Origin of the sequence: Shewanella electrodiphila (genome assembly GCF_023283985.1) — a bacterium.
Classification (GTDB): Bacteria; Pseudomonadota; Gammaproteobacteria; order Enterobacterales; family Shewanellaceae; genus Shewanella; species Shewanella electrodiphila.
Window position 1 is genome coordinate 67,770 of the sequence record NZ_JAKIKU010000011.1, and the last position, 14,293, is coordinate 82,062.

The 14,293-nt window shown below is 42.6% G+C and carries 13 protein-coding genes; 5 read left to right on the forward strand and 8 right to left on the reverse strand.

Translation table 11 applies throughout. The annotated features are described in order from the left end of the window. Positions 1-18 precede the first annotated feature (18 nt). Entirely contained in the window at positions 19-894 is an 876-nt protein-coding gene (locus L2737_RS17540) for an SURF1 family protein (protein ID WP_248956605.1), read from the reverse strand. On the opposite strand from L2737_RS17540, the gene L2737_RS17545 reads away from it, so the two are divergent. Then, entirely contained in the window at positions 893-1,111 is a 219-nt protein-coding gene (locus L2737_RS17545) for a DUF2909 family protein (protein WP_102526718.1), read from the forward strand. The two genes, L2737_RS17540 and L2737_RS17545, sit on opposite strands and share 2 nt — an antisense overlap. Before the next feature lie 5 nt (positions 1,112-1,116). Here L2737_RS17545 and L2737_RS17550 read toward each other — a convergent pair whose 3' ends face one another. The 6 genes from L2737_RS17550 to lexA all read right to left on the reverse strand — a co-directional run bounded on the left by L2737_RS17550 (position 1,117) and on the right by lexA (position 7,310). Further along, complete coding sequence (locus L2737_RS17550) at positions 1,117-1,992, reverse strand: cytochrome c oxidase subunit 3 (protein ID WP_248956606.1); 876 nt, start codon at positions 1,990-1,992, stop codon at positions 1,117-1,119. Continuing rightward, a complete protein-coding gene (locus tag L2737_RS17555) occupies positions 1,989-2,552 on the reverse strand; it encodes a cytochrome c oxidase assembly protein (RefSeq protein ID WP_229370819.1) in 564 nt (187 codons plus the stop codon). Before L2737_RS17555 ends, L2737_RS17550 begins: the two co-directional genes overlap by 4 nt. 1 nt (position 2,553) lies before the next feature. Beyond that, positions 2,554-4,170 (reverse strand): cytochrome c oxidase subunit I, encoded by a 1,617-nt coding sequence (gene ctaD / locus L2737_RS17560; RefSeq protein WP_248956607.1) that lies wholly within the window; start codon positions 4,168-4,170, stop codon positions 2,554-2,556. A 9-nt stretch (positions 4,171-4,179) separates the two neighbouring features. Beyond that, complete coding sequence (gene coxB / locus L2737_RS17565; RefSeq protein WP_248956608.1) at positions 4,180-5,748, reverse strand: cytochrome c oxidase subunit II; 1,569 nt, start codon at positions 5,746-5,748, stop codon at positions 4,180-4,182. Between the two features lie 441 nt (positions 5,749-6,189). Further along, complete coding sequence (locus L2737_RS17570) at positions 6,190-6,696, reverse strand: cell division inhibitor SulA (protein ID WP_248956609.1); 507 nt, start codon at positions 6,694-6,696, stop codon at positions 6,190-6,192. Continuing rightward, positions 6,693-7,310 (reverse strand): transcriptional repressor LexA, encoded by a 618-nt coding sequence (lexA, locus tag L2737_RS17575; protein WP_102526723.1) that lies wholly within the window; start codon positions 7,308-7,310, stop codon positions 6,693-6,695. Before lexA ends, L2737_RS17570 begins: the two co-directional genes overlap by 4 nt. A gap of 418 nt (positions 7,311-7,728) precedes the next feature. Here lexA and plsB point away from each other — a divergent pair, with 418 nt between their 5' ends. Together plsB and mtr are read left to right on the forward strand one after the other, a co-directional pair. After that, positions 7,729-10,149: a glycerol-3-phosphate 1-O-acyltransferase PlsB gene (plsB, locus tag L2737_RS17580; RefSeq protein ID WP_229370822.1), complete on the forward strand. Its 2,421-nt coding sequence runs from the start codon at positions 7,729-7,731 to the stop codon at positions 10,147-10,149. 11 nt (positions 10,150-10,160) lie between these two features. Further along, positions 10,161-11,405: a tryptophan permease gene (gene mtr / locus L2737_RS17585; protein ID WP_248956610.1), complete on the forward strand. Its 1,245-nt coding sequence runs from the start codon at positions 10,161-10,163 to the stop codon at positions 11,403-11,405. A 27-nt stretch (positions 11,406-11,432) separates the two neighbouring features. Here the strand turns inward: mtr and L2737_RS17590 are convergent, their stop codons facing one another. Next, positions 11,433-12,485 (reverse strand): AraC family transcriptional regulator, encoded by a 1,053-nt coding sequence (locus L2737_RS17590; protein ID WP_248956611.1) that lies wholly within the window; start codon positions 12,483-12,485, stop codon positions 11,433-11,435. A gap of 156 nt (positions 12,486-12,641) precedes the next feature. On the opposite strand from L2737_RS17590, the gene L2737_RS17595 reads away from it, so the two are divergent. Together L2737_RS17595 and L2737_RS17600 are read left to right on the forward strand one after the other, a co-directional pair. Beyond that, entirely contained in the window at positions 12,642-12,986 is a 345-nt protein-coding gene (locus tag L2737_RS17595) for an MFS transporter (RefSeq protein ID WP_229370826.1), read from the forward strand. After that, on the forward strand, positions 12,983-14,206 hold the full coding sequence (locus L2737_RS17600; RefSeq protein WP_248956612.1) for an HlyD family secretion protein: 1,224 nt from the start codon (positions 12,983-12,985) through the stop codon (positions 14,204-14,206). The genes L2737_RS17595 and L2737_RS17600 overlap by 4 nt, the downstream gene beginning before the upstream one ends. Positions 14,207-14,293 lie beyond the last annotated feature (87 nt).

Below are 14,293 nucleotides of genomic sequence, written 5' to 3' on the forward strand. Positions count from 1 at the left end.
TAATTTATTAGTTTGGTTTTATTCGTTTTCACTTGTCTTGCTAGTTGTCTTGGTATTAGTGGCATGAGTTGAGTTTTTAGGTGTCGCTTTTATTAAGTGTTTCCATCCTATCCATAGCATCAGTGACAAAAATACTGCCGCCATGGTGAACCATTGCAGTGCGTAGCCTTGGTGTTTTTGGGCTGATAATGGAATGGGTGTCCAAGGGTTAGGTAATGCAATGTTAGGGATTGAATCTGGCTGCAGTACTACTGGTGCCAGTGGGTGGCCTATTTTCTCAGCTAAGGCCGCTAAATTGAGGTTTTGAAAACGCATCACTTTGCCGTCTTCTGCATGGAGCTGGTGGCTTAAAGGGTTAATTTGTTTTTGATAAACACGACCCGTTAGGCTAATGGCTGACAGTGGTACAGGGGTTATGTCAGGTAAAATTCGACGATCGATATTGGCAGCAACAAAGCCTAATTCAACCATAAGCCAAGGTAGGTCTTTTTTTACTGCTTCAGCATTATCAATTGTAATAGCACCTGTATTAGTACCTGTAACAACATTTGTATTAGCACCTGCATGATCAACTTGAAAGACTTGGTAGGCTAAGTAACCGACTCGCCCTTCAAACACTTGGTTATCGAGTAGCAATATTTGCTGATTTACCGGAGTCGCATTGACGCTTAAACGGTAACCACTGAGTCTTTCATCAGCGCCAAAAGCAAGCAGTTGATCAAAACTTAATTCACTCGCAGCTTGTCTAGCTGACAAGGTGGCTTGCCACGCCGTTTTTTGCTCAGCTCTATCAAGTTGCCAAACGCCTAACTTGACCAAAATACAAAACACACTCACAGTAACAAGCAGCAATAACCCAGTAGATAATCGCCAGACTCGCAAAGGAGAGCCCATGGATACCTTAGTTATTTTCAAGCTTGTATTAGTACTGCTGCTTGTATTCATATTATTTAATCTAGCTAGAGCCTTGTTTATTATGGTTAAAGCTGAAAATAAACAACCAATGAGTCAATTTTTAGGACGTCGAGTTATCTTTTCTGCTTTGGTGATGGTGCTGTTATTACTGGCCTTAGGATTAGGTTGGGTAACCCCTAATCCAAGGCCTTATTAGTTTGTTTAAATGACGTAGACAAAAATAAACAAACAGAGCCAAACCACATCGACAAAATGCCAATACCAACTGCCTGATTGGAAGGCAAAATGGCTTTCTGGAGTGAAGTGGCCTTTGAGAATCCTAAAGAACAAGATAATCAGAAAAACCGTACCCAGTGTGACGTGCATGCCATGGAAACCCGTGAGCAAAAAGAAGGTATTACCGTAGATGCCCGATGAAAGCGTGAGCCCCATTTCTTGGTATGCGTGAACATATTCTGCAACCTGCAAAAATAAGAACCCGATACCCAATAAAATGGTTAAGCCTAACCAGACTTTTAATGCACTACGTTTAGACTTTTCCAGTGACACGTGAGCAAAGTGCAAGGTGACTGAAGAAGCTAAAAGGATGAGGGTGTTATAAAGCGGTAACCCAGTCCAAGGCATGGCTTCAGTGGTGGTGCCATCAGGGGTTTTGATCAATGGCCACATGGCTTCAAATGTTGGCCATAACACTTCATGGGTCATGGCATTATTCGAGCTACCACCTAACCATGGAATAGCCACCATTCTGGCGTAGAATAAGGCGCCAAAAAATGCCCCGAAGAACATAATTTCAGAGAAAATAAACCAGCTCATTCCTTGGCGAAATGAACGGTCCATTTGTGCTGAATATAAGCCTGACATTGATTCATCAATGACATTTTTAAACCAGCCAAATAGCATAAAGATAATGACTGCAATACCAGCCACTAGGATATAACCACCTGAAGTATCTTCAGTGGCTAGCTGTTGCACGTAGGAACCTGCACCAAAAGCAATCAGGAATAACCCGATAGCGCCGGTAATGGGCCAAACGCTTTGCGCTGGCACATAGTAGTTTTCATGTTTAGTTGTCATCTTGCTGCTCCTTGCTCTATGGCCGCAGTTTGTTTGTCTGTGATGTCATAGAGGGTATAAGAGAGAGTCAAAGTTTTAATGGAATCTGGTAAGTCTGGATCCACATAAAAGATTAATGGCAGTTCAGCATCAGCCTTTGCAGCTAGGGGTTGTTGATTGAAACAGAAACACTCGGTTTTATTGAAATACGCCGCACCTTGACCAGGCGATACCGAGGGTATTGCTTGGCCGACAAGGGGTTTAGCAGAAAGGTTTTTTGCTAAAAATGCTGTGCGAGTGAGTTCGCCTGGGTGAACCTGAATACGGTTCACTTTAGGGCCAAACTCCCATGGCATGCTGCCTTGTACTTGGGCGATAAATTCAATAGTAATGGTGCGTTCTTTATCAACGACCACCGCCTCATAACTACTTGCTGTACCTTGGGGTTTTCCGTTAATTCCCAAGGTGTCACAAAGCACGTCATAAAGCGGTACCAGTGCAAAACCAAAGCCGAACATACCAATAGAGCCCAGTACGAGACCTATTAGTAATTTACGGTTTGATTTTGTTGGCTGGCTCATATCACTTTACCTCTGGTGGTGTAGTGAATGAGTGATAAGGTGCTGGACTTGCGATGGTCCATTCTAGACCTTCAGCGCCTTCCCAAGGTTTACCTGCTGCTTTTTCGCCGCCTCTAATACACTTAATCACTACGGCTAAGAAGATAAGTTGCGATAAACCAAATGCAAACCCGCCAATAGAGACGATTTGGTTAACATCAGCAAATTGAATTGCATAATCAGGAATACGGCGAGGCATACCCGCAAGTCCTAAGAAATGCATTGGGAAAAACAACACGTTGACTGAAATCGTACTACACCAGAAATGCCAGCGACCTAAGGTTTCGCTATACATGTGTCCTGTCCATTTAGGCAACCAGTAATAGGCGGCGGCCATGATGGAGTACACAGCACCCGTCACTAACACGTAGTGGAAGTGAGCAACCACAAAGTAAGTATCATGGTATTGGAAATCCGCAGGCGTAATTGCCAGCATCAGACCCGAGAACCCACCAATAGTGAACAAGATGATAAAGGCGACAGCGAATAACATCGGCGTTTCAAAGGTAATAGAACCACGCCACATCGTTGCGACCCAGTTAAACACTTTCACCCCTGTGGGCACCGCAATCAACATGGTGCAATACATGAAAAATAGCTCGGCGAATACTGGCATACCCGTAGTAAACATGTGATGCGCCCATACCAAGAACGACAGAATCGCAATACTTGAGGTGGCGTAAACCATGGAGGAATAACCAAAAAGCTTTTTACGGCTAAAGGTTGGCACAATCGCCGAGATAATACCGAAGGAGGGTAAAATCATAATGTAAACTTCAGGGTGACCGAAGAACCAGAAAATATGCTGGAACATCACCGGATCGCCACCACCTGCAGCATCGAAGAAGCTAGTACCGAAGTATTTATCGGTTAATACCATGGTGACAGCACCTGCGAGTACGGGCATCACCGCTATCAATAAGAATGCAGTAATCAACCAAGTCCATACAAACAATGGCAACTTCATCCATGTCATACCTGGTGCGCGCATATTCACAATAGTCACGACTACGTTAATCGCGCCCATAATGGAGCTTATTCCCATAATGTGTACTGAGAAGACGAATAATGCCGTGGTATCAGGACTGTAGGTCGTTGATAGTGGTGCGTAGAAGGTCCAACCAAAGTTAGGCCCGCCGCCTTCCATAAATAGCGAACTCAACAGAATGGCAAACGCGAATGGCAGAATCCAAAAACTCCAGTTATTCATCCGAGGTAGTGCCATATCTGGCGCACCAATCATCATTGGAATAAGCCAGTTAGCTAGGCCGGTAAAGGCTGGCATAACGGCACCAAAGACCATGATCAGCCCGTGAACTGTGGTCATTTGGTTGAAAAAGTTTGGATCAACTAATTGCAATCCTGGCTGGAACAGTTCGGCGCGGATAACCATCGCCATTGCACCGCCAGTGAGAAACATGATGAAACTAAACCATAAATATAATGAGCCAATGTCTTTATGGTTAGTGGTTAAAATCCAGCGCATGATGCCTTTCGGCGCGCCATGATGGTGATCATCATGGCCATCGTGAGACTGACCATCATGAGCTTCGGTTGTATCTTTTGTAATAGTGCTCATTTTAATCCCTTACTTTCCATGACCATCAACGTCAGAAGCCTGTACAGCATCTCCAGAATCATTACCCCAAGCGTTTCGCTCATAGGTAATAACTGCTGCGAGTTGTTGCGGTGTGAGTAGAGAGCCAAATGCCTGCATTGCAGTACCAGCTTTGCCATTGACGACAACTTCAATATGACCGTCAACAGGCCCTGCAATCGCTGGGCTGCCGATTAATGAAGGGAAAGCACCAGGTAAACCTGTGCCAGCGGCTTGGTGACATGCGGCGCAATTGGTCATATAGACTTGCTCACCCATGGTCATCAGTTCTTCCATGGTTAAATCATCAAGTACGACTTCTGCTTTTGCTTCTTCTATCACTTCGGTAACAGCTTCAGTTGCAGCTTGTTCTACTTGGTCAGCGGTCGCTGGTAAGGTCACAGGCGTTGCACTGTCACTCGCAGGGCCAGATTCAGTTGTTGAACCGCCGCCATTAATATCAGCTGCTTGTACAACATCACCTGAGTTATTACCCCAAGCATTTCGCTCGTAAGTTACAACAGCTGCGATTTCTGTAGCAGTAAGCTGTTTAGCAAATGCTTGCATTGCAGTGCCAGCTTTACCATTAACCACGATATCAACATGATGACTTACCGGGCCTTTAATCAGTGGACTACCAATCAGCGATGGGAATACACCAGGGAGACCAGCACCGTTTGGTTGGTGACATGCGGCGCAAACGCCCATATAGACTTGCTCACCTTGAGCCATTAACTCGTCATATGTGAGTGTTTGTGAAAGTGAAGCTTCAGCTGCAGCTTTGGCATCTACGGCTAGCTGCTTTTGGTCAAGCAGCCATTGCTCATAATCAGCTTCGGAAACGGCTTCAACCACGATTGGCATAAAGCCGTGATCTTTGCCGCACAACTCAGCACATTGGCCACGGTAGGTGCCGATTTTATCGATTTTTGTCCATGCTTCATTAATGAAACCAGGGTTAGCATCTTTTTTAACCGCAAATGCAGGTACCCACCATGAGTGAATAACATCATCACTGGTCATCAAGAATCGAACTTTACGATTAATAGGTAATACGAGAGGTTTATCGACTTCTAATAAGTAAGTTTCAGTCTTTTCCGCAGAGCCTTGGATTTGCTCTGCAGGCGTTGAGAGTAAACTAAAAAACTCGACATCTTCGTTGAAATAGCTGTAATGCCATTTCCACTGAGAGCCAGTCACTTTAATGGTTAAATCTGCATCGCTAGGATCTTCCATAGCAATCAGAGTTTTAGTGGCAGGAATTGCCATACCAATAAGGATGATAAATGGCACGATTGTCCATGCTATTTCAACCTTGGTACTGTCATGAAAATCAGCCGGCACTGCGCCTTTTGACTTTCTGTGGTAGATCATTGAGTAAATCATGATCCCAAAGACCACAACACCGATAGCACAACAGATATATAGAATAATCATGTGGAGGTCATAAACCTTGCCACTGATTTCTGTTACGCCTTGCGTCATGTTAAGCGGCATATCAGCCGCCGCAAGCGGTACTGCAAATAGCAGCACCATTAATCCATACAACAATCGCTTCACAAGACCACTCCTCTGCCAATTGCGATTTGCAATAACAACAAGGAAAAGTCACACAGTAATACTCTGCTCTATGCAAACTTCTCTATTCCCGAAAAAGTTTGATCACTTCAAAGTACACGGTGGCTGCGAGTATCAATACTCGATTATTCTATTGGTTTATGGTGGCCACACTTGTACCTAATACTGAACTTTTCAATTCTTAAATTGACGCTTTTTATTCAAGGCTTTCTATACCGCATGGTACCAGCACAATCTTTACAGCGTTTTGTAGCTTTTTATCATTTTATAAACTCAAGAGTGACAGCAAATTGTTACTCTCTTGTTAACTACATTACTTGGAGATTAAATATTGATCAAGATCACTTTATCATCTAATTTGCTGAAAAAAGGCGCAAAAAAAGCCCTTCACATAAATGAAGGGCTTTTTAAAGAGAGATTTGTTTAGTGAAAAGCAGATAAATTTAAGCTTGTTGGTGTTACAGAAGTATTGGCACCCATATGTTCATCATGTAAGTGAGTATTTACATCTTCAATGATGACACCTTGTGCTAATGCGCTTTTAGCAACCAATTGAATGCGTCGATTATCACGCGCATCTAGTGGTGTAGTCCAAGTAATAACGGCACTGGAAGTACCACTTGTTAGTGCTTTTTCCATCGCCCAAAGCGTTTCTACTTCATCTTTAGTGTGAACAAGCAAAACACGATCCATGCGAACGTTAGCGTTAGCCAATATTTGTTTATAGCCAATATGCGGAGGATTAATCAGTACAATCCAACGACCTTGCTGGCTTAAAATGGCCAAATGGCTACACAACTGGGTTAACTCAGTTAAGCCTTGGTTGGCACTTTTTTTAGTTTCAATGCCTTGTTTAACTGGCGCAGTTGTTGATGTCATATCGACCCATAGGCCTGGATGACGTGGTGCATTACCTAATAATGTGTTCATAACCAACCTCCATTTCGGATAACGCCAACTGCAAGCCCTTCAATTGTCAGGCTCTGGCATGTTAAATCTACTTTAATCGGCGAATACTGTTCATTTTCTGCGTGCAGATAAACAACGTTACCTTTCTTTTCAAAACGTTTAACTGTGACGTCATCATCTACACGAGCGACGACCACTTGACCATTTTTAGCTTGCTGCATTTTGTGAACAGCTAATAGGTCACCTTCAATAATGCCAATGTCTTTCATACTGTCGCCACGAACTCGTAGTAAGAAATTAGCATTTGGTTTGAACATTTCAGGATCAACTTGGAAGTATTGTTCAACATGTTCCAGCGCAAGAATAGGTTCACCTGCTGCAACTTGTCCGATAAGAGGGAGGCCTTCTTCAACTTCCTCTTCTTCCTGAATCATGCGGATTCCGCGTGAAGTGCCAGGAATAATTTCGATACAGCCTTTCTTCGCCAGCGCCTTTAAATGTTCTTCGGCAGCGTTAGCACTTTTAAAGCCTAATCTAGTGGCAATTTCTGCACGAGTCGGCGGCATACCTGTCTCTGCAATATTACATTTAATTAGTTCTAGAATTTCAGCTTGTCGTGGCGTTAAAGGTCTCATATTGATTCCTGTTTTTTTATACAGTGACTGTCATTATATACAGTATCTTTGGTCGCGCAAGTATTAACCAATGAAATTTATGGTACCTGCTAGTTCATTGTTGTTTTTATTATGTGATATTGGATTTTAGTTAATATAAATCAATGGTTTGATTGTTTTAGGTTATATGTGTTTTTTATTGGTACTAATTTTACCATTAGTACTTAACAGAGAGGTTTTAGGTCGATACAGTATATTTATACAGTACTGTTGATGCATTTCGTCCAGCATAAATCAGCATTGGAATTGCTTCATTATTTTCAGCGAATGGCCTTCATAATGCTGCTCAATTGTTAACTACATATAAGCAGGTTAGTGAATCCCATCTAGATTCTGGTATCCTATGCGCAATAAATCGTTGTAGATAATGCGAATACTCATGCTAAAACCAGATTCTATCATTGCTAAATCGTTGCGTTGGATTCAGAAATTAATGGTACACAGTGTTGTTGTGCCTGAAGATCCGTTCGCTGACTTAAATCTAGATCCAGAAAAGCCAGTGGTCTATGTCATGAAGACAGAGTCGCTGAGTGACATTGCTGCTTTGCATGAAATGTCGGCTAAATTTGGCTTACCAAGTCCTTATGAAAGACTGGATGTTGATGGTTTAAATACCCCAAGAATTGTCTGTGTTGAAGGACGTAAGCCGCTGTTTGGCAAGCGTCACAGTGGTGAGAAATTTGTCGCCAATTTCACCAAACTACTCGAATTACATCAAAAGAATAAAGAGCTAGATATTCAGTTGGTGCCTGTTAGTCTTTATTGGGGACGTATTCCTGGTAAGGAAGATGACACCATGACCGCTGCCGTGTTTGAGCGCGAAAACCCGACTTGGCTGCGTAAGTGGTTAATGATCCTGTTTTTAGGTCGCCATAACTTTATTCAATTCTCTAATGCAATGTCATTACGTTACATGGCTGATGAGCATGGTACGGATGTCAGTATTGCCCATAAACTCATCCGCGTTGCACGAGTCCATTTCAGACGTCAACGTAAAGTGATGACAGGACCGCAACTGCCAAATCGCCAAGCGATGTTCAATTCGTTACTAAAATCTGAATCTATTACTAAAGCGATTCAAGAAGAAGCGGCGAATAAAAAGATTTCGGAAGAGAAAGCACGCGAAAAAGCCATTGAGTACCTCGATGAAATTGCCGCTGATTATTCTGATAACTTGATCCGCATTGCTGAGCGCTTTTTAACTTGGTTATGGAACAAGTTATACAGTGGTATCAGTATTAAAAGTGCCGAAAAAGTCAGAAAGCTACACCATGACGGCCATGAAATTGTCTATGTGCCATGTCATCGTAGCCATATGGATTACTTATTACTGTCTTACATCCTTTATTATCAAGGCATGGTACCACCGCACATTGCTGCCGGAATTAACTTGAACTTTTGGCCTGCGGGGCCAATGTTCCGTCGTGGTGGTGCGTTCTTTATTCGTCGTAGTTTTAACGGTAATAAATTATATACCGCCGTATTCAGAGAATATTTAGATCAATTATTTGCCAAAGGTTATTCAGTTGAGTACTTCACTGAAGGTGGTCGCTCACGTACAGGTCGTTTACTAGCGCCAAAAACGGGCATGCTAGCGATGACTGTGAACAGTGTTTTGCGTGGCATTGAGCGTCCAGTGACATTGGTGCCTGTGTATTTGGGTTACGATCACGTGATGGAAGTGTCGACTTACCATAAAGAGTTAAGCGGTAAGAAGAAGCAAAAAGAATCGGTGTGGCAGGTATTTGGTGCATTACGTAAATTAGGTAATTTTGGTCAAGGTTATGTCAATTTTGGCGAACCCATTAACGTACAACAATTCTTGAACCAACAAGCGCCAGACTGGCGTGAAGAAATTGCTCAAGATCCTGAGCAAAAACCGACTTGGTTAACGCCTGCGGTTAACACACTTGCCAATAAAGTGATGACCAATATCAACAGTGCTGCTGCGGCGAGTTCAGTCACGTTAACCAGTATGGTGCTGTTGGCTGCAGAGCAAAATGCGTTAGAGCGCAGTGAGCTTGAAAGCCAGTTAGGCTTATACCTGAAGTTATTGAAAGATGTGCCGTACACCGGCTATACCTCGGTTGCCGAAGGGACGCCAAGTGAGTTGATTGAGCAATGTTTATCGCTGAAAAAGTTTACTTCAACTAGTGATCAATTAGGTGAGATTATTGCGATTGAAGAGCATGCGGTGATTGCGATGAGTTATTATCGCAATAACATTATTCACTTGATGGCAGTGCCTTCATTAATTGCCAGTTGCTTAGTGCAATATGAAGAACATAATCGTGAAAATATTCATAAAATCGTCAATGACTTTTACCCATTACTTAAAGCTGAATTGTTTATGGGTATCGAGGATTTAACCGCATATGTCGATCATGTTTTAGACTTGTTTGTTGAGCAGCAATTGATTTCAGGTACTGACGAGTTTGAAGTCAATCAAGGTAATATTACCCAGTTAATGCTATTGTCCGAAACTGTCAGTGAGACATTACAACGTTACGCGATTATCTTTAATTTATTGGCTTACAAGCCAGATATTGAACGTTCAGATCTCGAAAGCGCGAGCCATATGCTAGCTCAGCGTTTAGGTGCTTTACACGGAATTACTGCGCCAGAGTTTTATGATAAAAAACTCTACAATAATTTGAGTGTAAAATTAAAAGAATTAGGGCACTTGTCGGGTAGTGACAATCAATTTGCTGTCATCCGAATTCGTGACCATGCCAATGGCATGTTGCGATTATCTGTTCGTAAAACCATAGTCGATAGTGTGACTGTGGAACATGGGTAACGACTAACTTTATGAGTTCAACACAAACGCAGCTGAAAAATAAATCCTTGTTAGGCGGCGCAATGATCATTGCTGGTACCACTGTTGGTGCCGGTATGTTTTCTCTTCCTGTTGTGAGTGCTGGTATGTGGTTTGGCTATTCAATAGTCATGCTCATCGGCATTTGGTTCTGTATGTTAGTTTCAGGCTTATTGCTGTTAGAAACCAACTTACACTTTAAACCAGGTGACAGCTTTGACACTCTAACCAAAGTCACTTTAGGTCAGTTTTGGCGTATCGTGAACGGCCTATCAATAGCCTTCGTGCTATATATCCTTACCTATGCTTACATCAGTGGCGGTGGTTCGATTGTGAACCATACTTTGTCGGGTATGGGGATTAACTTGCCGCAAAGCCTCGCAGGATTAGTGTTTGCGGCCTTGCTAGCAGCTGTGGTGGTGATAAGTACTAAAGCCGTTGACCGTATCACGACTGTGATGATTGGCGGTATGATCATTACCTTCTTTTTAGCGGTTGGCAATCTACTCATTGATGTCGATAGCGTAAAATTATTAGTACCGGATGGCGAAGCAAGCTATGCGCCTTATATTTTAGCGGCGCTGCCTTTTGGTTTGGCAAGTTTTGGTTATCACGGTAACGTGCCTAGCCTAGTGAAGTACTACGGCAAACAGCCAAAGGTGATTATCAAAGCGATATTCATCGGTACTTTTATTGCGTTAGTGATTTATAGCTGTTGGTTAGCAGCCACGATGGGCAATATTTCTCGTAGCAGTTTCAGTGACATTATTGCCCAAGGCGGCAATATGGGCGTATTAGTTGGTGCATTATCTGAAGTCATGTCTAGCTCATGGCTTAATACCATGCTGACTTTATTTGCTAACCTTGCCGTAGCATCGTCTTTCTTAGGTGTCACACTCGGATTGTTTGATTACTTAGCCGATTTATTTGGTTTTGATGAGTCAAGCAATGGCCGTTTAAAAACCGCCGTGGTGACGTTTATTCCTCCAACCGTTTTAGGCTTATTATTCCCGAATGGTTTCTTAATGGCGATTGGTTTTGCCGCTTTAGCTGCCACTATTTGGACCGCGATTGTACCTGCGATGATGGCATATCAATCTCGTAAAATGTTTGCTGACGAAACGAGTTATCGCGTGCCAGGCGGCACGCCATTACTTGCTGTGGTGATGCTGTTTGGTATCGTCACTGGTGCTTGCCACCTGTTAGCAATGGCGGACTTACTGCCTGTGTATCAATAATGAAATGTTGATTGCTACAGTTTGATATTAAGCCCTCTTATGAGGGCTTTTTTGATGCAGCTTTTCAATATATTGAGTCGGTGTTTGACGATGAAGACGCTGAAAACTTTTACTGAAACTGCGTACATTCGCATAGCCTAGCAAGGCCGAAACCTCACTCACGCTTCTTCCTTCTAGCATATAGTTGATCGCCAAATTACCGAGAATATAGCGCATTAACTCCGTAAAACTGAATCCGTTTTGCTGCAGACGCCTTTGCAGTTGTTGACGTGAAAAACCGCACAAATCTGCCAATGAGTCCACTGTAGGTAAACCATAAAAACGAATGTAATTGACTAACTCATACAGCACCTTAGGTGTGTCATGGGTTTGTGGCATATTTAAATAAGAGTCAAGCTGATTGAGTGAGATGCTGTTGCTGTTGTTTTTTTTAATTTGCTGCAGCGTTGACTGAGAAGATAAAAAATCTTGTTCAGAGCTTATTAAAGAGTCTATGTCCAACCACATTTCTGTAAGCGGCGCATTCCATGTCACTTTACAGCCAAAGGCTTGTTCAACCCCAAGTTGGCCAATTGAAGGGCCGCTAAGCATGACTTTTTTGGGCTGAAAATCTGCTCCGAGAAAATACCGACAAGTGTTTAGTAAGGTCAGTGCGACTCTCAACGAGTCATGAGATTTTGCTTTTGAGCTGACGTAATCATTGCGATAACACCACTTAATGATTTTGTTTGACTGAGCTCCGTAATAACTAGCCCCTGAATGAAAACAAGCCATAGCATAGTTAACCCGTCTAAAGGTGATGGCTAAATCAGGTGTGGCGAGAAACCAATTATTAGGCAGGTTAAATCTGCCGATATCTAAATATTCTTGAATGTTAAGCATGTAGTCACTGTCACCTGTTAACAACTCAATTTTTGTTAACCACATGGCCACCTCCGAGAAAGGGATCAATGTCATGGGCTCTAACATCAAGCTATCAGGGATCGAAAGATCCTTATGGGTGATGTTATAGCGATCTTCAACCCCTTGCAGTACAGGAAGCACACAGCAAACGCGGATAAAAGAGACATTAAAAGCCATGGCAATTTCTCTGTAGTAAAGGTTCAGGTTAATGACATGAAGGTGTCAGATTAACTCAAAAAATAACATTTATTGATACAAATGGGTACTTAATGTTGTGATTTGAAGCGGTAGGGGCAAACTAGCCACATCTAAGTTTACAGAAGTGAGATCAATATGAGTTTATTCAGTATGCCATTCGTCGATTCAGGTGTTGATGCTGCACTTCATGGCGTTGCATTAGTGGTTTTAGTCGGCGTAGTTGCCGCAGCAGGTTATGGCTTTTGGAAGGTACATGAATTGCCAATTGATAAGGCGCATAAAGAAAACCATCAACAAATAGGGCTCATCACTGCGCTCACCTGGATAGGCTTTTTGTGGCATTGGGTTTGGGTATTAGCTGTGATGGTTGCGTTTATTGATACAGGTAAAGCACTGAGAAAAATTAGAGATGTATGGCGTGAAAAGGATACTGACGAACCAGTATCAGCCACTCCCCAAAAAGAGGAGGTTAACTCATGATTGAAGGTTTAGCCGTATGGGCATTGTTTATTTATATTCTGCGTATGGTGGGTATGCCGTGGAATAAAGGCACTAAAGCGTTTGCATATTTAGGGGGCACGGGTTGGTTAATGTTCGTGTGGGTCGGTTTACTAAATTATGCACCTATGGATATTACAGGCGGCTCTGTTGTGCAATCACCGCATATTCAGTTACGTCCTGCGTCAACGAAAATTAAAGGTAATGTAAAAGGTATTTATGTTGAACCCAATGAAAGGGTCGTGGCAGGGCAGTTGATATATGAGCTTGATGATGAGCCCTATCAAATTGCTTTAAATAAAGCCTCTGTGGGTAAGCAAACCGCGACAGTCGCATTGTCACTAGCGAAAGAAGATATCCTTATTGCAGAGAAAGAACTGCAATCGGCAAATTCTGATGAAGCCATAAGTAAAAACCAACTGCATGCAGCTAAGAAAGATTTAACTTGGAAAGAGACAACGCTGGCGCGTTACGTTGAGCAAAATAGCATAGTGCCTGACACGATTACAGAAAGTCAGTTAGATGAGCAGCAAACAGCTGTTGATTTAGCCCAAGCCAAAGTCGATGCCTATGTCACTCAAATTGCTAAATCGAAAACTGAAGTTCAAAAAGCCAAGCTCGATATTCAAAAAGCTCACTTAACGGTTGATAGCCGTCAGTCGGATTTAGAAAGTGAAATCGAAAATGTGGCTCAAGCACAATGGAACCTTGATAATACAAAGGTTTATGCACCTGCTAATGGTTATGTGACTAACTTCATTATGCGAGAAGGCCAATATGTTGGTGTTGCGCCGAGAATTCAGATGTATACCGATGAAAAGTATGTACTGATGCGAGTCAATCACCAAGCGATACGTAACGTTGAGGTTGGCCAAATGGCGGAGTTTGCATCAGCGGTGTACCCAAGTAAAATTTTCAACGCTGAAGTTGAAGGGATTATTGAGGCAACAGGAGAGGCGCAAGGCAGCTTATTAGCACGTGATGACAATGTCAGACAGACCACAGGGCAAAACATCAATAATAAGCATCACTTTGTCCGCTTAAAGCTACAAGAGTCTGCAGAGTATGATATCCCAGTCGGTTCAGTTGGATTAGCTTGGGTATCAGGGACTAAGCCTGCTGAGTTTATGAGCTTTTTAGATGTGATACGCGGCATTATTATTCGAATGAAGTCTCAGATTTACTATATCTGGTCTATATAAAGGTAAGTTCTTAACATAAAGATAAGTACTTAACGATTGAATTAGTGAGTCTCAAACGTTCCAAAAGCGTCCTTAGATAAGGGCGCT